General features: G+C 67.8%; 19 protein-coding genes. 12 read left to right on the top strand and 7 right to left on the bottom strand.

The window, feature by feature from the left end:
- Nucleotides 1-85: 85 nt before the first annotated feature.
- The 4 genes from HNQ08_RS02690 to HNQ08_RS02675 all read right to left on the bottom strand — a co-directional run bounded on the left by HNQ08_RS02690 (nucleotide 86) and on the right by HNQ08_RS02675 (nucleotide 2,225).
- On the bottom strand, nucleotides 86-400 hold the full coding sequence (locus HNQ08_RS02690; RefSeq protein WP_184127535.1) for a hypothetical protein: 315 nt from the start codon (nucleotides 398-400) through the stop codon (nucleotides 86-88).
- A gap of 9 nt (nucleotides 401-409) precedes the next feature.
- Nucleotides 410-805: a DinB family protein gene (locus HNQ08_RS02685; RefSeq protein WP_184127534.1), complete on the bottom strand. Its 396-nt coding sequence runs from the start codon at nucleotides 803-805 to the stop codon at nucleotides 410-412.
- A complete protein-coding gene (locus HNQ08_RS02680) occupies nucleotides 802-1,314 on the bottom strand; it encodes a hypothetical protein (RefSeq protein ID WP_184127533.1) in 513 nt (170 codons plus the stop codon). The genes HNQ08_RS02685 and HNQ08_RS02680 overlap by 4 nt, the downstream gene beginning before the upstream one ends.
- Nucleotides 1,315-1,514: 200 nt before the next feature.
- A complete protein-coding gene (locus tag HNQ08_RS02675) occupies nucleotides 1,515-2,225 on the bottom strand; it encodes a metal-dependent transcriptional regulator (RefSeq protein ID WP_184127532.1) in 711 nt (236 codons plus the stop codon).
- Nucleotides 2,226-2,360: 135 nt separating this feature from the next.
- Between HNQ08_RS02675 and HNQ08_RS02670 the strand changes: the two genes are divergently transcribed.
- From HNQ08_RS02670 to HNQ08_RS02640, 7 genes are all read left to right on the top strand, one after another.
- Nucleotides 2,361-2,957, top strand: coding sequence for an RNA polymerase sigma factor (locus tag HNQ08_RS02670; RefSeq protein ID WP_342355672.1), 597 nt, complete (start codon nucleotides 2,361-2,363; stop codon nucleotides 2,955-2,957).
- Nucleotides 2,958-2,997: 40 nt separating this feature from the next.
- Nucleotides 2,998-3,270, top strand: coding sequence for a hypothetical protein (locus HNQ08_RS02665; protein ID WP_184127531.1), 273 nt, complete (start codon nucleotides 2,998-3,000; stop codon nucleotides 3,268-3,270).
- The gene (locus HNQ08_RS02660) at nucleotides 3,267-4,073 is read left to right on the top strand and encodes a LolA-like protein (protein ID WP_229789613.1); all 807 of its coding nucleotides are present in this window, start codon (nucleotides 3,267-3,269) and stop codon (nucleotides 4,071-4,073) included. Before HNQ08_RS02665 ends, HNQ08_RS02660 begins: the two co-directional genes overlap by 4 nt.
- Nucleotides 4,070-5,362 carry a DUF1800 domain-containing protein gene (locus HNQ08_RS02655; RefSeq protein WP_184127530.1) on the top strand — a complete coding sequence of 431 codons (1,293 nt, stop codon included), beginning with the start codon at nucleotides 4,070-4,072 and terminating at the stop codon, nucleotides 5,360-5,362. Before HNQ08_RS02660 ends, HNQ08_RS02655 begins: the two co-directional genes overlap by 4 nt.
- Nucleotides 5,363-5,459: 97 nt before the next feature.
- Complete coding sequence (locus tag HNQ08_RS02650; RefSeq protein ID WP_184127529.1) at nucleotides 5,460-6,632, top strand: DUF1501 domain-containing protein; 1,173 nt, start codon at nucleotides 5,460-5,462, stop codon at nucleotides 6,630-6,632.
- Complete coding sequence (locus HNQ08_RS02645; RefSeq protein ID WP_184127528.1) at nucleotides 6,620-7,108, top strand: hypothetical protein; 489 nt, start codon at nucleotides 6,620-6,622, stop codon at nucleotides 7,106-7,108. The genes HNQ08_RS02650 and HNQ08_RS02645 overlap by 13 nt, the downstream gene beginning before the upstream one ends.
- 221 nt (nucleotides 7,109-7,329) lie before the next feature.
- Entirely contained in the window at nucleotides 7,330-8,337 is a 1,008-nt protein-coding gene (locus tag HNQ08_RS02640) for a LacI family DNA-binding transcriptional regulator (RefSeq protein ID WP_184127527.1), read from the top strand.
- A gap of 42 nt (nucleotides 8,338-8,379) precedes the next feature.
- On the opposite strand, the gene HNQ08_RS02635 is transcribed toward HNQ08_RS02640, so the two are convergent.
- Complete coding sequence (locus HNQ08_RS02635; RefSeq protein WP_229789612.1) at nucleotides 8,380-8,742, bottom strand: FUN14 domain-containing protein; 363 nt, start codon at nucleotides 8,740-8,742, stop codon at nucleotides 8,380-8,382.
- A gap of 168 nt (nucleotides 8,743-8,910) precedes the next feature.
- Between HNQ08_RS02635 and HNQ08_RS02630 the strand changes: the two genes are divergently transcribed.
- Nucleotides 8,911-9,522 (top strand): RNA polymerase sigma factor, encoded by a 612-nt coding sequence (locus tag HNQ08_RS02630; protein ID WP_229789610.1) that lies wholly within the window; start codon nucleotides 8,911-8,913, stop codon nucleotides 9,520-9,522.
- 11 nt (nucleotides 9,523-9,533) lie between these two features.
- Here HNQ08_RS02630 and HNQ08_RS02625 read toward each other — a convergent pair whose 3' ends face one another.
- Together HNQ08_RS02625 and HNQ08_RS02620 are read right to left on the bottom strand one after the other, a co-directional pair.
- The gene (locus HNQ08_RS02625; protein ID WP_229789608.1) at nucleotides 9,534-10,808 is read right to left on the bottom strand and encodes an ATP-binding protein; all 1,275 of its coding nucleotides are present in this window, start codon (nucleotides 10,806-10,808) and stop codon (nucleotides 9,534-9,536) included.
- Entirely contained in the window at nucleotides 10,805-11,431 is a 627-nt protein-coding gene (locus HNQ08_RS02620) for a molybdopterin-dependent oxidoreductase (RefSeq protein ID WP_229789606.1), read from the bottom strand. Before HNQ08_RS02620 ends, HNQ08_RS02625 begins: the two co-directional genes overlap by 4 nt.
- 250 nt (nucleotides 11,432-11,681) lie before the next feature.
- Between HNQ08_RS02620 and HNQ08_RS02615 the strand changes: the two genes are divergently transcribed.
- The 4 genes from HNQ08_RS02615 to HNQ08_RS02600 all read left to right on the top strand — a co-directional run bounded on the left by HNQ08_RS02615 (nucleotide 11,682) and on the right by HNQ08_RS02600 (nucleotide 15,676).
- The gene (locus HNQ08_RS02615) at nucleotides 11,682-12,233 is read left to right on the top strand and encodes a YtxH domain-containing protein (RefSeq protein WP_184127526.1); all 552 of its coding nucleotides are present in this window, start codon (nucleotides 11,682-11,684) and stop codon (nucleotides 12,231-12,233) included.
- Between the two features lie 129 nt (nucleotides 12,234-12,362).
- On the top strand, nucleotides 12,363-13,241 hold the full coding sequence (locus tag HNQ08_RS02610) for a DUF4384 domain-containing protein (RefSeq protein WP_184127525.1): 879 nt from the start codon (nucleotides 12,363-12,365) through the stop codon (nucleotides 13,239-13,241).
- Between the two features lie 396 nt (nucleotides 13,242-13,637).
- Nucleotides 13,638-14,672: a pyruvate dehydrogenase (acetyl-transferring) E1 component subunit alpha gene (gene pdhA / locus HNQ08_RS02605; protein ID WP_229789674.1), complete on the top strand. Its 1,035-nt coding sequence runs from the start codon at nucleotides 13,638-13,640 to the stop codon at nucleotides 14,670-14,672.
- A complete protein-coding gene (locus HNQ08_RS02600) occupies nucleotides 14,669-15,676 on the top strand; it encodes an alpha-ketoacid dehydrogenase subunit beta (protein WP_184127523.1) in 1,008 nt (335 codons plus the stop codon). Before pdhA ends, HNQ08_RS02600 begins: the two co-directional genes overlap by 4 nt.
- The last annotated feature ends 92 nt before the right edge of the window (nucleotides 15,677-15,768 follow it).

Here is a 15,768-nt window from a genome sequence, read left to right as displayed (position 1 = left end):
AGGCCCATCCCTGGCAGCTGCTGGGGGTGGGCCTCTTGCTCTGCTTCTTGATGTCCTGTGCCGGGGTCCATGCGGAAGTCTGACGTTACGGAAATGGAGCTTTCCCCCTTGTCCACTCACCGTCCGGTCCTCCTGCCCAGTGCCATTCGCCGCCGCCCGGACGTTGCTGAAGGGCTGCCCTGACGGTGTCCAGCGGCACGCGGCGCGCGAAGCGGGTACGGGCGTGCCAGCCCGCCAGAAAGCCGGTGCTAAGGGCGGCTCTAGGATCAGCGGGCCGCAATCCGCGCAGGGCGGCCCAGGCACGGTTGACGGCCAGATCGAACAGGGCGTCCGGGGCGGCGGCGGCAGTCTGCTCACCCCGTGGATTGGCTTCGGTCAGGAAGGGGCGTTCCTCGGCCATGGCTCGCCGCTAGGCCAGGCGGGCGCGATTCGCCAGAGCGGCGATCTGTCCGGCGTGCCAGGCCGTGTGACGGGCATTCAGCCGCAGCATCTCGGTGACGGTCATGTCCTGGCCACTGTGGGTCAGGCGGGTCTGCAGCGCGTCGGCGTTCAGGGCGCGGGCAGCGTCCACCTCCCAGGCCATCAGGCGGGTCAGGCCGGCCGCGTCATCGGGGGCGGAGGTGCCGGTGGCGGCGGCGATCTGCGCCCAGAAGTCGCGTTTGGTGGCGCTCAGGTGACTGGTCAGCCAGCCCACGCGCGGGTGCGGCTGACCGTCAATGCCTGCCAGAGCAGCTCGCACGCTTTCCCAGGGGGCGTGATTGGCCTCGTCCAGCAGGGTGGCCAGCTCGTCGGCACCGAAGCTCATGCGCGGCTCCCTGGGCGCAGGGAAAACGATTCGCCGTCGCGGGTCAGTCTGCCCAGTTCCAGCATCCGGCCGGTCACGGCACGGGCCTGGGTCTCATCCAGCGGGCTGCTCTCGGCCAGATCGCGCAGGGTAAATACGCCGCCCTTGCGCCACGCCAGGCGGTAGACCATGCGCTCCTGCACGTCGGGGCGGCCCGGCTGCGTCTGCTTGCGCCCGAAGACGCGCCACACCGCGTAGCCCACGGCCAGCCCCACCAGCAGCGCCAGTGGAATCAGGCGGGCCGCCAGCACCGGATCGCCCACCTGCGCGCCCAGGGTCCGGAGAGCGTCGTGGGCCGCCGCCACGGCCGCAGGATCTGCGCCGCCCTCGGTCAGTCGCCGAAGCGCGCCTCTGGCCCGCAGGTAGCCCATGACTCCGGCCATGTCGCCGCGCACAAACGCGGCGCTGTAGGCCACCAGCGCCGCCGCACAACCGGCCAGGGCAGAAAGGATGATTCTCAGTGCGTTCACGGCTCTATGCTAGGCCAAAACAACCGGAGAAATGTGCGCGGAGGCGAAAAGGGAAGGTGTCGGCTGGCAACACCCGCTTTGCGGCTGGGGTGAGCCAGACACACGGGCAGACGCGTTCGGCGCAGACCATCTAGTCGCCCGGCAACGCCACGATGTTGGCTGCAAGTTTTTGCAGGCCAGCACCACGGTGTGGGCGGAGGTCAGGCCTGCTGGTCCGGGGCGTGGATGCCTACCTGGGCAGCCACCCCCAGCGAGAGCGTCAGCGTGTGGGGCGCCGTTCTTCCCGTTGCGGGCGGCAATTCGGCACTTAGGGTCCCCAGCGCGGCGTCCACGCTCAGAATTCGCAGCTGAACGCCGGGGGTCAGCCCTGCCTGGACCAGGGCGCGCAGCTGTCCAGCATCGGCGTCAGGCACGCGCGACACAGTGCCGGTGTCCCCAGCGGCCAGCTGCGACAGGCGGCGCTCGGCGCGGGCGGGCACCTCGCCGCTCAGTGTGGGGATCGGGTCACCGTGCGGATCATGCGTGGGGTCGCCCAGCCACGCCGCGATATGGGCTTCCAGGCGCTCGCTCAGGGCGTGCTCCAGGCGCTCGGCTTCCTCGTGCACCTCGTCCAGTGGCACGCCCAGCGCGCGGTGGAGGAACAGCTCCAGCAGGCGGTGATGCCGCAGCACTTCCAGGGCCACGCGCTCACCCTCGGCGGTCAGGGCCGCACCCTGGTACGGCGCGTGCGACACCAGCCCCTGCTCGGTCAGCTTGCGTAACATGCCGGTCACGCTGGCGGGGGCCACCTCCAGCGCGTCGGCCAGCGCCTGGGTACTGACCTTGCCCGAAACCTGATTTGCCTGCCCCAGCATGTAGAGCTGCTTGAGGTAATCCTCGGCAGAGCGGGAGAGGGAAGTGCGGGCAGTCATGGAAACAGTGTAAGGCAGACCCTGGAGGCCCGGCCTGCCCGCCCCGGCCAGGGCGCCGTTGAGTCGCCCAGCGGTAGGCATGGAAAAGGCCCGGAACTTTTTTTCATCTCGCGCCCTCTAAGGTACGAGGTGAGCTTGCGTGACCCCCCGGCCCCCAGCCCAGTTTCCGTCCACGTATCGGCGCCCGACGCGCCGGAAGTCTGCGATCTGGACCTTGCCCGCCAGGCCGCGCATGATGAACGGGCTTTCGAGGCGCTTGTGAATCGGCACGCGGCAGGCGTTCACCGTCTGGCCGCCGGAATGGTGGGGCCGGGGGCGGCGGACGACGTGGTGCAGGAAGTCTTCATGGCCGTCCACAAGGGACTGAGTGGGTTTCGGGGCGAGGCAGCCTTCAGCACCTGGCTGCACCGCATCGCGCTGAATGCCTGCCACAAGGCGATCCGCGGCAAGGGCCATCCAACGGTGTCGCTGGGTGGCGTGTCCGAACCCGCCGCTCCCCACGATCCGGTCCACGCCGGTGAGCAGGCCGACCTGCGCGCCCGGCTGGCCCGCGCTCTGCAGACCCTGCCCGAGGACCAGCGCGAGGCGGTCTCGCTGCGTGAGCTGTCGGGCCTGGACTATGCCGAGATCGCCGCGATTACCGGCGCTGAACTGGGCACCGTCAAGAGCCGCATCAACCGGGGCCGCGCCGCGCTGCGGGCGTACCTGACGGGACTGGGAATCAGGCCGTGAGCCGCCCACCCTCCTCTCCCGCCCGACAGAGGACCGTCTCATGAATGACCACGAACTTGATCCCACCAATCTGGACGCTCTTTTCGCCCAGGCCCGCGCCCCAACGCCCGCCGACGCTGGGGCCGCCGAACGTTTTCTGAGGGGCCACCGGCACAGACGCTCCCGGCAACGCGCCCGGCGTGTGGGCTGGGTGGGCACGCTGCTGGCCTCGGCGGCGGCGCTGGCCGGGCTGACTGTGCTGCGGCCCGCGCCGGAACTGCCGGCCAGCGCAGCGTACGGCGTGTATCAAAGTGCCTGGGGAGAGGGCTGGTGAGACGGGTGCTGCTGGGCGTTCTCGCCCTGTCGGGCGTGGCGGGCGCGGCGAATGTGGACGATCTGCTGACCGCCCTGAAGCGGGCCCGCACGCTGGAGGCGCGCGGCACGGTGGAGGTCACGGTGCTGTTCCCGCCGCGCGAGGTGCCCACCAAGACGGCGGGAGCATTGCCACGCGTGCCGTTCCGCCCGTCGTTGCTGGCACGTAACTTCGAGGTCACGGAGGCGGGGAAGGAAAGCGTCGCCAATCGCCCCACCACCCGCTACGAGCTGACGCCGAAAGTGGGGCAGGCCGCGCGCTGGACGCTGTGGATCGATCAGGAGTGGAACATCCCGCTGGCGTATCAGGAGAATTTCCCGGACGGGACCGTCGCCCGCCGCGCCGCGTTTCTGAAGGTCAGTCCCAGGCCCGCTTCGGTGCAGATTGCAGTTCCTGCCGCGCCGCAAGGGTTGCGCGCCGCGCTGCTCTCGGCGCTGCCCGGCCTGCGGCTCCCTGGCGGATGGCAGCCGGTGGCAGTCAGGAGCCGGCCGAACGGCGGGGCCGAGGTTGACCTGACCGACGGCGTCAACGTGTTCGCGCTGGTGATCGCCCCCAGGGGGGTGCGCGCCGCGCCGGGCATCGCCTCGCGCCGGGTGGACGGCAGCTTCGTGTGGCTGGTGGGCAACCTGCCCCAGGGCGTGCTGAAGGCGGCGCTGGCGAAGGTTAGCCGGGTGAACACGGCGGGTCTGGGAACTTTTCTGAAAGTGAATGCCTCTAACGTTCAGCCCAGCCCAGATCAGCCGTCCCAGAAGGAGAGCCCGTGAGCCTGCCCCCCTACCCCCAGAAGCTCAGTCCAGAGGATGCCGCCCATTTTCTGCGGCGCACCGCTTACGGCGCCACCGACGCGCAGATCCGTGCGCTGGTGGGCAAGGACGCCCACGTGGTGGCCAGAGAGGCCCTGAAGTTCGATGCCCGCACGGCGCCCGACAACCCTTTCGATCCTTCGACGGGCGCGACTCCTGGCGCAATGGTGCAACTCACCCGCGCTGCCTGGTTGTTCGAGTTGATGTACAGTCCCCAGCCCCTGCGCGAGAAACTGGCGCTGACCTGGAGCAACCACTTTGTCATCGGCACCGACAAGGTCAAGAACCACCCAGCCCTTGCCGCCTATCTGGGCCTGCTGAGACGGCACGCCGTCGCACCCAGCTTCGAGCGCTTCACGCTGGAGATCGCGCAGACGCCCGCCATGCTGCGCTATCTGGACAACGACAAGAACAAGAAGGGAAGGCCCAACGAGAACTTTGCCCGCGAGCTGATGGAGCTTTTCACCCTCGGCATCGGTGCCCCCGGCAGGCCCAACTACAGCGAACAGGACGTCAAGGAGGCCGCGCGGGCGCTGACCGGCTGGAGTTTCGTGGGTGGGCGCGGCAATCCCAAAAACAGCTACCTAGAACCCGTTGAGGCCAGCTTTAACCCCGGACAGCACGATGACGGCCCGAAGACGTACCTGGGCCACAGCGGCAATCTGAGCTTCGAAGACGTGATCTGCCTGTCCACCACGCACCCGCAGACCGCCGTGTTCGTGTCACGCAAGCTGCACCGTGCCTTCGTGGCCGACACGCCTGACGAGGGGGCCGTGCAGGGCAGCGCCGAGACCTTCCGCCGCACGAACGGCAACATCGGCGTGGTGCTTGAAGAACTGTTGTCCAGCTCGGTCTTCTACGCGCCGCAGCACCGTGCCAGCATCATCCGGGGGCCGGTGGAGTACATCGTGGGCGCAGTCCGCACGCTGGGCCAGCCCAGGCTGGAGGTCAGGCAACTGCTGAACCTGGCCCAGACAGCGGGCCGAATGGGCCAGCTTTTGCTGCAACCCGACACGGTGGGGGGCTGGGACGGCGGGCGCGAGTGGATCAACGACTCCACATTGCTGACGCGCATGCAGGTGGCCGCCGCCCTGACCCTGGGCAACGCCGCACCCAGACTGGACGCTCCGCCCGGTGACCTGGCCCTCTTCGGCAGCGAGAAGAACCCGGTACAGGCAGCGCTTCAGGGCCTCAACCCCAGGCAGCGGGTGTATCTCGCACTGGTCAGCCCCGAATTCCAGCTGGCGTGATGAGCGCGTGCCCGGCATCTGGCGGTTTCAGGACCGGATGATGGGGAGCTTTTCATTCAAATCTTCAGCCCTTTGAGCCATTGACAAGGAGTTCCCCATGCCCGACAGACGTGATTTTCTGAAACTTTCCGCCCTGGCGGTGGCCGCCACCACCGGCATGCCTGGTTTTCTGGCGCGGGCGGCGGCGCAGGCAGACGGTGACAGGACGTTGGTGGTGGTTCAGCTGACGGGCGGCAACGACGGCCTGAACACGCTGATTCCCTACAGCAACGGCGCGTACTACGCCGCGCGGCCCACCATCGCCATTCCCAGAAAGGACGTGCTGACGCTGACCCCGGATCTGGGCATGCACCCCTCGCTGAGGCCCCTGATGAACCTGTGGGACGGTGGGCAACTGGCCTGGATGGAGAACGTGGGCTATCCCAATCCCACGAGGTCACACTTCGCCAGCATGGCGATCTGGCACACCGCCGATCCCACGCAGGCCGGGGCCGACGGCTGGATCGGGCGGGTGGCCGAAAAAATCGGGGATCCGTTCTGCGCCTCCAACATCGGTTCGTCCACGCCGCGCGCCCTGCAAGCCGATACCTTCAGCCTGCCCAGCATCGACGGGGTGGACACCTTCGGGGTCAAGCTGCCGCAGGGGGTAGACGGTGCCTTTGACGCGATGCTCAGCGCCCCACGCCAGGGCGAGGCCGACTACCTGCTGCGCGCCACCCGCCAGATGATGAAGAACACGGCGCGGGTGCAGCAGAACGTCAAGAAGTACAGGGCAGGCGTGAGCTACCCGGAGCACCGGTTCGGCGCCCAGTTGCGGGACGCCGCCCGGTTGATCGCCGCCGGGGTGGGCCAGCGCATCATCTACGTCTCGCTGGGGGGATTCGACACCCACGCGGGGCAGCGTGCAGAGCAAGACGAATTGCTGGGGACGCTGGCGGGTGGTCTGAGCGCCTTTTACGCCGATCTTCAGAAACAGGGCCTGACCGACCGGGTGGTGGTGATGGGCTTCTCCGAATTCGGGCGGCGGGTGGCCGAGAACGCCAGCGCCGGCACTGATCACGGCCAGGGCAGTGTGATGTTCGCGCTAGGCAACGGCGTGAAGGGCGGCATCCACGGCAGCAGTCCGGATCTTGAAGACCTGTCAGGGGGCGACATCAAGTACCGCCAGGATTTCCGGGGCGTATATGCCGAGGGCCTGCAGAAGTGGCTGAATCTGGACGCCCGCTCAATCCTGGGCGGCAACTTCACGGGGCCAGGATGGGTGGCCTGAGCGTCCGCGTGGCGGGAAGCGCGCTGGCGGCGCTGGTGCTGCTGGCCGCGCCTGTGGCCCTGGCGATGCCCAGATACCGGGCCCAGGCCATCGTGCAGCTTCACTACGATACGGGCAATCCGTTGTGGGCACTGGACCGCCGGGTCATGGCCTGTACCTTCTGTCACGTCAATGAGGGCGGCGGCGCACCCTGGAATGGGTTCGGCGAGGCCATCCGCGCAGGCTTCAGGGCCGACGCTGTGGCAGGTCAGAAGGGCAAGTTCTCCGATGTGCTGTACGCCGTTCTGCAGGCCGATGGTGACGCGGATGGCGACGGTTTCCCGGACGCGCTGGAAATTTTCGCCCGCACCCTGCCGGGCGACCCGAAGAGCAGGCCGGACCAACCTCTGGCGGTCCTGCGGTCCGAGTTCGTGGCGGCGGGCGGCGCGGCGCAGTACGCGCCGAAAGCACCGAAATCTTCGGGCTCGACGCGCTAATGCTCGCTGGGAATTCCCTTCGGGTGTCCGCATCTGCGTCGTCCAGGACCAGCCTCGTTGACTGTTGACCCAACATCGGCGCATGACGGTGTGTTCCGCACCCGGGTTTGCGCAGGACCGCCCCTCGACGCCCCCTGCCCTCACGTCCACCGGCTGCGCGGCAGGGCCTCGGCACATCATGGAATCCCTTCCATGATCCGGGGTATCCTGGGCCTCCAACCATGAAAACCCCCACCATTCAAGACGTTGCCCAGCGCGCTGGCGTGGGTGTCGGCACCGTGTCACGGGTGCTGAACAACCACGCGGCGGTCAAGCCTGCAACGCGCGAGGCCGTGTTGCAGGCCATTGCGGCCCTCGATTACACCCCCAACCCGCACGCCCGGCGTATCGCAGGGGGCAAGAGTTACACCATCAGCGTGCTGCTGCCCGTGCTGACCACCGAGTTCTATGCCCGGCTGCTCGACGGTCTGGAGACCGCCTTTCAGGAGGCGCGTTACGACGTGGCGATCTTTCCGCTGCTGGACCGCTCGCGGCTGGAACGCTACCTGGCCTCGCATACGCTGGCGTATCAGGCCGATGGTCTGGTGATGGCGACCTACAATCTGACCAAGGTGTTCCACGAGCGCCGCTTGCGGACCCAGCAACCCACCGTGCTGGTGGACGCTTACACCGACGACGCTGATTGCTCCTACATGGACAATCTGGCGGGCGGCATGCTGGCCGGGCAATACGCCGCCACCCTTCCGGGGACGCTGTACGCGATTTGGGTGGAGACCGAACTGGACCAGCTCTTCACCACCCGCGTCTTCGAGGACCGCCGCGCCGGATTCCACCAGGGGTTGGAAGCTGCCGGTCGCCGGGTCACTGCCGAGTACACCGCCAGCTTCGACACGCTGGCCGCCCGCAACACCGCCGCCGCGTTGTTGGACGACGTGCAGCGCAAGGAGGGCGGCCTGCCCTGCACGGTCTTTGCCTCCGCCGATCTGCTGGCCGGGGCGCTGCTGGACGAGGTGCGGGTGCGTGGGCTGACGGTCGGGCAGGACGTGCGGGTCATCGGGTTCGACGATCAGCCGTGGGCCGCTGCGCGCGGCCTGACCACCCTGCACCAGCCGGTCGAGGCGATGGGCTATGAGGCCGCTCAGCTGCTGCTCTCGCGTCTGGGCGGCTACCGTGGACCGCCACGTGCCCGCCGCTTTGAACCGCATCTGATGCTGCGCGACTCCGCTTAGGGCATGGTTTGACCGGACCTGCGCCGCGCCCGGTGCCCGCGCTTACAGCCGGATCCGCAGCCCCAGCAGAAAGCCTCCCGTGAACGCGCCCGCGAAGGGCAGGTTCGCCAGCAGCACCCGCTGGAACCACGCCAGGCCCTGTTCGCTCCCCTGGCGCAGGGCGGGTTCGGCCACCGATTGCAGGTGCAACCAGTTGATGCTGATCACGTCGAAATACGACAGCAGTTGCAGCGCGATGAACAGCAGCCCCACGGCGATCAGCACGATGCGCCCCACCGCCTTAACGGCCAGAGCGGTGGCAAAGCCCAGCAGCGCGCCCACGCTCAGCTCGGGCAGCAGGGGACGGAGGGCCTCAAGGAAGCCGGGGGTCTGGGGGTCAGTGGTCATGGGTGCAGGGGTGGTCATGGATGCGGACCTGAGGCAGAGCCTATCAGGGCAGCCTCCTGGCGTGGCTGGCTAGGAGCCAGGTTCACACGGTCAGCCCGCCGGCGCAGCGGTGCCGTTCTCTCCTGGTGTCGACTCCACTCGAATCGTTCCCACCTCGCCTGTCAGGGGCGGTATGGTGGGCGGGACGTGACCTCGCCGCCCGATGATCCCTCCGCTGTGCCCGCCCCCCCCGCTGCCGATCTCGTCTCGCCGGAACTGCTGGAGCGGCTGAAGGCGGGCGACGAGGCGGCGTGGTACGCCTTCGTGCAGGAGTACGAGGGCCGCATGTACGGCTACCTGTACCGGCTGGAGGGCAACAGTGAGGACGCCCTGGACCTGACCCAGGAGGTGTTCTACCGCGCGTGGCGCAGCATTCACACCTTCCGGCCCGGCGAGCGGGTGCTGCCGTGGCTGTATCAGGTGGCGCGCAACACCCAGATCGAATCTCACCGCCGCAAGCAGTTGCAGCGTTTCAGCCTGGAGCAGGCGCGTGAGGATGTAGGTTTCGAGGTGACCTCCGAGGCGCGTTCCCCGGTGCGCGCGGCCGAGAGCGCCGACGCCCAGGACCGCGTGCAGCGCGCCCTGCTGCAACTGCCCGAGGACTACCGCGAGGCCGTGGTGCTACGCTTCGTGGAGGATCTGCCCTACGAGGACATCGCCCGCATTCAGGGTGTGGCGGTGGGGACGGCCAAGAGCCGGGTCTTCCGGGCCAAGGAGCAACTGGCCGAATTGCTGGCCGACGTGGCGGACGTGAACTGAGGGCCGCCCAATTACACCGAGGTGGCCTCGCCCCGCAGCCCAGGCTGCGTTTCAGAGAGGAATCCCGATGGCTGGCCCAGCCGGACGGTGGCCTGCAAGCCGCCGCCCGGGGCCGCGGCCAGCGTCACGTCGCCGCCGTGGGCACGGGCGTAGCGCCGGACCAATGGAAGCCCCAGGCCCTGGCCGCCGCGCAGGCCGCGGGGCCCCTCGTCGTAGGGCAGGAAGACCTGGCCGTACAGCGTGCTGCTCAGCCCGGGGCCGTGATCGCGCACCGTGATCTCCGGCTGGCCGCGTACCTCACGCAGGGCGACCTCGACCGGGCCGTCCGTGTACTTCAGGGCATTCTCGATCAGGTTCTCGACGATCTGGCGCAGCCGATCCCCATCTACGGGCCAGACCAGCGGCGCCAGCGGCAGGCTCAGCTCTACCCGCGGCGCCGCGAAGCGCTCCAGCAGCGGGCACAGGTCCTGCGGGCGGGGGCGCAGGGTCACGTCGAGGTACAGGTCGTTCAGGCGGGTCAGGTCCGCGCGGCTGGCGAGCTGGGCAGCCCCGTCCTCGATCAGGCCCAGCAGGTGCGCGCGCTGCTCTTGGGTCTCGGCGTGACGCAGCAGGTCGCTGGCGAGCAGCAGCGATTGCAGCGGGCGGCGCAGCTCATGACTGGCCAGGCTCAGGGCCTCGCGCTGGCGGGCCTCACGGCGGGCGCGGCGGTCCAGTTCGCTGCGCCACAGCAGCAGCGCCCGCAGGGCCGATGTAATGCTCAGCAGCCCCGTGATCAGCGCCGTGCCCAGCAGTACGCGGCGCATCAGCAGCAGCGCGGCCACGTAGCGGCCTTCCATGGCCTTGGCATACTGACCGGCCTGGGCATTCAGGGCCACCGCCTCGCGCGCGGCCAGCGCGGCGGCGTCGGGGGTGTCCTGCAGCAGGTAGCGTTCGATCAGCGACAGGCGGGCCTCACCATAGCCCTCAATTTCACGGAGCTGGGTGAACTGCGATGGATTGCGCGCACTGGACAGCGCCCGGTCCCGGACCTCAAGGCGCTCGGCCTCGCTCAGGCCCGGCGTGAGTTCGGCCACCTGATAGGCCTGGACGTCCTGCGTCAGCCCCTGATAGGCGTAGGGGGCCCAGCCGGTGCCGTTGTGGATCAGCGCCTGGTACGCTGGCTGGGTTGCCAGTGCCAGCAGCACCACCGTCAGTGCGGCGGGCATCGCGGCCAGCGCGATCTCACGCAGGGCCACGGACAGCCCCATCTCTCGCCGCCGGGTCACCGGGGGCCGCTGGCGGGTCACGGCACGGGTCCGAGACGCACGGCGAACCACACCCACGCCGCACTGTAGGCCGGAGTGAAAAAGCGTGCTGGCCGTCGTGGCAGCACCACCGTCAGCGGCCCTTTTTGCAGAACGGGAATGGGTTGCCCGCCTACACGGTAGGCCAGCATGACCGGTTCATTCAGGTAATCGTGCGCAAGGATGGTCGCCACAAAACCGTTGCTGGCGTACACCCGCACGTCGCGCCCCGCGAAGCCGCCGAGCGCCGCCAGATCACGCAGAGGCACGCCCTCGTACACGGCCTCCTGCTTCAGCTGCGGTTGCAAGGTGGTGTAGCGCACGGTAGGCAGCGCCTGCAATTGCCGCAGCGTGAAGGTCTGCGGTGCCCCCGGACCGTCCAGCTGGAAGATGACCCGCTCGTCCGGACGGGCCGCGGGGAGGGGCCGCGCACCATGCAGATACGTGAAGGGCGAGGGCGGCAGGGGGGGAACCCTTCCCCCGGCCCGGTTGACTGGACCCTTGGTGGTCGACGTGACGGCGTTCTGGGTGGCGCTGCCCGACGACAGCGGGATCAACGCAATCAGCGACAGGAGGACGCTCAGCCGGACACGCCTGTGCCAGGAGGCTGGATTGAGGGGGGCCACAGTTCCATTTTAATGCGCCGTCCCTCCGCCCTCAAGCCGACGCGGACGTGGGGCTGGGCGGCCGGGGCCATACGGCCCGTACCAACGCGGCTGTGGAGCTCTTAAGCACCCCTTCATGGGGTTTTGCTCAAGCGCGCGTCAGCGGACCGTCAAGCCGACCCTCAGCATCCAGGGGGCCAGATTCACGACACTGCGGGGTGAGGGCGTGAACACGGCGCCAGAACCAGACCACATTCAAAGGAGCAGAATCATGGGAAGCATTCAGAGCGTGATTGAGGACGTGAAAGACACCGTGCAGGATTCGGCGCAACGTCTGGAGGGCCGCGCGGCCCTGTCGGCAGGCAAGGCGATGGTCCGTGAGCAGGCCAAAATGGCGGCGATGCTGATGGAGCAGCAGAAGGAACTGAAAGAGGTGAGCCTGGAGTTGAAGAAGCTCCGCAAGCAGCGCAAGTCGGGCGGCGGTTTCCCCTGGACCCTGCTGTTGCTGGCGGGTGGAGCCTACGCGCTATACCGCAGCAATGCAGGCGTCCGCGATCAGGTTGATGCCTTGCTAGGCAAGGTGGATCCCGGTATCAAGGGCAACCTGAGCCGCGCGGTAGACGCCGTCAAGGACGCCGCCTCGGACGTCGTGGACGGCAACAGTCCCAGTGACGCCGTGAAACGGGCTGGCGGCGAGTTGCAGCGCGCCGGGGAGAAGGCCGTCGACGGGGTGAAGACGGCTGCCACTGAGGCGAAGCAGGACGCGCAGGCCAAGGCGCAGGACCTGGGCAACGACGCGCAGGCGGCGAGAAAGCAGAACTGAATTTCCCTGAATAGGGGAGTCGGCCGGGAGTTATTTTCCGGCCGACTCCTTCACTTTGGTGGTGGAAAGGTCTAGGTAGAGAACAGGGCGGGTCAGCCTCGGATCATCAGCGCGTCCCACACTCAGGGCATGAATCCTTTCCGCTTGCCCATCAAATCCACGCTGCCCAAGCTTGCCGTCGGCCTCAGCGTTGCGCTGGCGGCTGGCCTGTGCGGACCCGCCCACGCCGCACCCAAGATCAGCGCCCAGAGCATCATCGTGAATCCGGTGCCGACGACCGTGGACGTCAAGGTCTGGACGGACCGCGACAGCAGCGGCACCCACACCCCGTCGTACCAGCCCGGTGATCGGATCCGCCTGTACGCCAGCGTGTCGCAGGACGCCTACGTGTACTTGTTCAACGTCGACCCCAACGGACGGGTGGATCTGATCCTGCCCAACAAGTACCAGGGCGGCGCGAACTTCCTGAAAGCCAACACCGTCAAAGTGTTCCCGGAAGCGGGCGATCCCTTCACCTTCGACATCGCCGCGCCATACGGCCTGAACAAGGTGCTGGCCCTGGCGAGCAAGACGCCGCTGAATCTGGACCAGATCGCCACCTTCAAGAGCGCCCAGAACAGCTTTGCCGACGTGAGCGTCAAGGGGCAGCAGGGCCTGGCGCAGGCGCTGAGCATCGTGGTCACGCCCGTGCCGCAGAACACCTGGGACAGCGCCACGGCGTTCTATCAGGTGGTGGCCCGCCGCGCGGCAATCCCTGCGCTGCCCACCCAGCCCGGCAATCCCTGGGGTAACGCCCGCAAATGGCAGGTTGTGGTGGGCGTTCCTTCTGACCTGCGGGCCCTGCATGACAGCTACGCGGCCCGCCTGAAGGCCGAGGGCTACGTGCAGACCAAACTAAAGGTCAAGAACGACGAGATTGAGAGCGAGTACCGCCGCGGCGACGACGAGGCCGAACTGCAGGTCAAGCGTAAGGGGAGCGGCGTGGAGATCAAGCTCGAACGCGATTGATCCATCTGAATCTGAGATGAGGCCCCGTGAGGGGTCTCTCTTCCTGACCCCGCGCGGCGCTGACTGGTTCAGTGCCGCGCGGGGTCATCTGCTAGGCTGGGTTCACACTGATCCAACCCCACTGGAGCTTTCTGCCGATGCCCTTGCCTGCCAAGCCCACGTCCAACGAACCCAGTCGGCTGCTCAACCAGCGCCGCGCCCCTTAAGGCTGGACGTGGCCGCCGCTCCAGCGTGTCTGGGCGGCCTTTTCCCTTCATTTCTATGTTCACCGGAGGTTGCATGACCCGTTCTCAACCCGTGTCCAAATCGCCCAAATCCAGATCAAGCAAAGCCTCGCCGCCACCTACGGATGCCGCCTTTGACGCCGCCGCTGCCGCCTACGCACAGGCTGGGGACATGTTCCAGCTCATCGCGCCGGACGGCACGGTCACGGGCGCGGGCGAACTCCCTGATCCCGAGACCCGCCTTCGCCTCTACCACCAGATGCGCCGGGCGCGGCATTTCGACGAGCGCGGCTGGGTGCTGTACCGCCAGGGCCGCCTGGGCGTGTTTCCGCCGTTCGGAGGCATGGAGGCCAGCCAAGTGGGCACCGCCGCCGCCCTGAGCGCCGATGACTGGCTGTTTCCCACGTACCGTGACACCGGGGCGGCCCTGACGCTGGGCCTGCCCATCGCGCGGACGCTGGCGTACTGGCGCACTTCGCCGCACGGCTGGTCGATGCCCGAGAACCTGAAAGTGCTGCCGTTCTACATCCCGATTGCCACCCAGTATCCACACGCGGTGGGCGCGGCCCTGGCCGAGAAACGCAAGGGCACGAAGAACGTGGCGATGGCCTACATTGGCGACGGGGGCAGCAGCGAGGGTGACTTTCACGAGGCGCTGAATTTCGCGGGGGCGCTGGACGCTCCCTGCGTGTTCATTCTTCAGAACAACGGCTGGGCCATCAGCGTGCCGACGCGCACGCAGACCAAGGCCACCAACCTGTCCAGGCGTGCCGAGGGCTACGGCATTCCCGGCGTGCGGGTGGACGGCAACGACGTCCTGGCGACGTATCACGTCACCCGCGAGGCGGTGGAGCGGGCGCGCCGGGGCGAGGGACCCACCCTGATCGAGACGGTGACCTACCGGGTCAAGCCCCACACGGTGGCCGACGATCCCAGCCGCTACCGCACCGACGCCGATAATGAGGGCTGGGACGCCAAGGATCCGGTGCTGAGGCTCAAGGCCCATCTGATGAACGAGGGGCTGATGACCGAGGACTCTGAAGCGGCGCTGCTGAAGGAGGTGGCCGACGAGTTCGAGGCCGCCTTGCAGGAGGCCGACGCCTACCCGGACCCCCAACCCGCCGAGATTCTGGACCATGTGTTTGCCGAGCCGACGCCGCAGTTGAGGCGGCAGCGCGAGCAGATTCTAAGCGAGGAGAACGCATGACCGCCACCGCAGCCAGAACCGAGACCCGGACCATGACGATGGTGGCCGCCATCAACGACGCGCTGGACATCGCGCTGCAGCAGGACGACGCGGTGCATATCTTCGGCGAGGACGTGGGCGTGATGGGCGGCGTGTTCCGGGCCACAGACGGCCTCCAGGCCAGATACGGTGCTGAGCGTGTCTTCGACACCCCGCTGGCCGAGGCCGCGATCGTGGGGATGGGCATCGGCATGGGACTGGCGGGCTTGAAGCCAGTCGCGGAAATCCAGTTTGCGGGCTTTCTATACCCGGCGCTCGATCAGGTGCTATCCCATCTGGGACGCTACCGCCACCGCACCCGCAGCCGCTACCACCTGCCGATGGTGGTCCGTGCCCCTTATGGCGGCGGCGTGCACACTCCCGAACAGCACGCCGACAGCCCGGAGGCCATCCTGGCGCACACTCCCGGCATCAAGGTGGTCATTCCCAGCACCCCTGCCGATGCCAAGGGGCTGCTGCTCTCGGCCATCAATGATCCGGACCCGGTGTTCTTCTTCGAGGCCATCAAGCTGTACCGCAGCGTCAAGGAAGACGTTCCAGTGGGTGATTACCGCGTCCCGCTGGGCAAGGCTCGCATTGTGACCGTGGGCGACGACGTGACCGTGATTTGCTACGGCGGCATGGTGGAGGTGGCGCAGAAAGCCGCCGCCGCCGCGAAGACCGCCGGAATCGGCGTGGAGGTCATCGACCTGCGGACGCTGGTGCCGCTGGACACCGATACGATTCTGGCCAGCGTGCAGAAGACGGGCCGGGTGGTGGTGGTGACCGAAGCGCCGCGCACTGGAGGCTTCCACAGCGAGATCAGCGCCACGATTGCCGAGGAGGCCATCGAGTTTCTGCGCGCCCCGATCATCCGCGTGACCGGCTTCGACGCGCCCTACCCACCGTTTACGGCCATCGAGGACGTCTACCGCCCCAACGCGGTGCGGGTGGCACGGGCGATCAAGGCGGCCATGGGATACTGAGGGGCGGAGGGGAAGCAGCGGGGGAGACCATCTTGGTCCTCCCGCTGCTCTGTGCAACAGCAACGTCTGGCTGAGCCACCACGGATGTCCTT

It is taken from the genome of Deinococcus humi, assembly GCF_014201875.1.
Lineage (GTDB): Bacteria > Deinococcota > Deinococci > Deinococcales > Deinococcaceae > Deinococcus > Deinococcus humi.
Note: the sequence above shows the minus strand (reverse complement) of the source record. Positions and strands in the feature narration are given on the sequence as shown.

What these genes read in the sequence shown, in the direction of transcription:
- HNQ08_RS02690 (WP_184127535.1), bottom strand. Translation starts at nt 400, where the DNA reads ATGGCCGAGGAACGCCCCTTCCTGACCGAAGCCAATCCACGGGGTGAG.
- HNQ08_RS02685 (WP_184127534.1), bottom strand. Translation starts at nt 805, where the DNA reads ATGAGCTTCGGTGCCGACGAGCTGGCCACCCTGCTGGACGAGGCCAAT.
- HNQ08_RS02675 (WP_184127532.1), bottom strand. Translation starts at nt 2,225, where the DNA reads ATGACTGCCCGCACTTCCCTCTCCCGCTCTGCCGAGGATTACCTCAAG.
- HNQ08_RS02665 (WP_184127531.1), top strand. Translation starts at nt 2,998, where the DNA reads ATGAATGACCACGAACTTGATCCCACCAATCTGGACGCTCTTTTCGCC.
- HNQ08_RS02650 (WP_184127529.1), top strand. Translation starts at nt 5,460, where the DNA reads ATGCCCGACAGACGTGATTTTCTGAAACTTTCCGCCCTGGCGGTGGCC.
- HNQ08_RS02645 (WP_184127528.1), top strand. Translation starts at nt 6,620, where the DNA reads ATGGGTGGCCTGAGCGTCCGCGTGGCGGGAAGCGCGCTGGCGGCGCTG.
- HNQ08_RS02640 (WP_184127527.1), top strand. Translation starts at nt 7,330, where the DNA reads ATGAAAACCCCCACCATTCAAGACGTTGCCCAGCGCGCTGGCGTGGGT.
- HNQ08_RS02635 (WP_229789612.1), bottom strand. Translation starts at nt 8,742, where the DNA reads ATGACCACCCCTGCACCCATGACCACTGACCCCCAGACCCCCGGCTTC.
- HNQ08_RS02615 (WP_184127526.1), top strand. Translation starts at nt 11,682, where the DNA reads ATGGGAAGCATTCAGAGCGTGATTGAGGACGTGAAAGACACCGTGCAG.
- HNQ08_RS02610 (WP_184127525.1), top strand. Translation starts at nt 12,363, where the DNA reads ATGAATCCTTTCCGCTTGCCCATCAAATCCACGCTGCCCAAGCTTGCC.
- pdhA (WP_229789674.1), top strand. Translation starts at nt 13,638, where the DNA reads ATGTTCCAGCTCATCGCGCCGGACGGCACGGTCACGGGCGCGGGCGAA.
- HNQ08_RS02600 (WP_184127523.1), top strand. Translation starts at nt 14,669, where the DNA reads ATGACCGCCACCGCAGCCAGAACCGAGACCCGGACCATGACGATGGTG.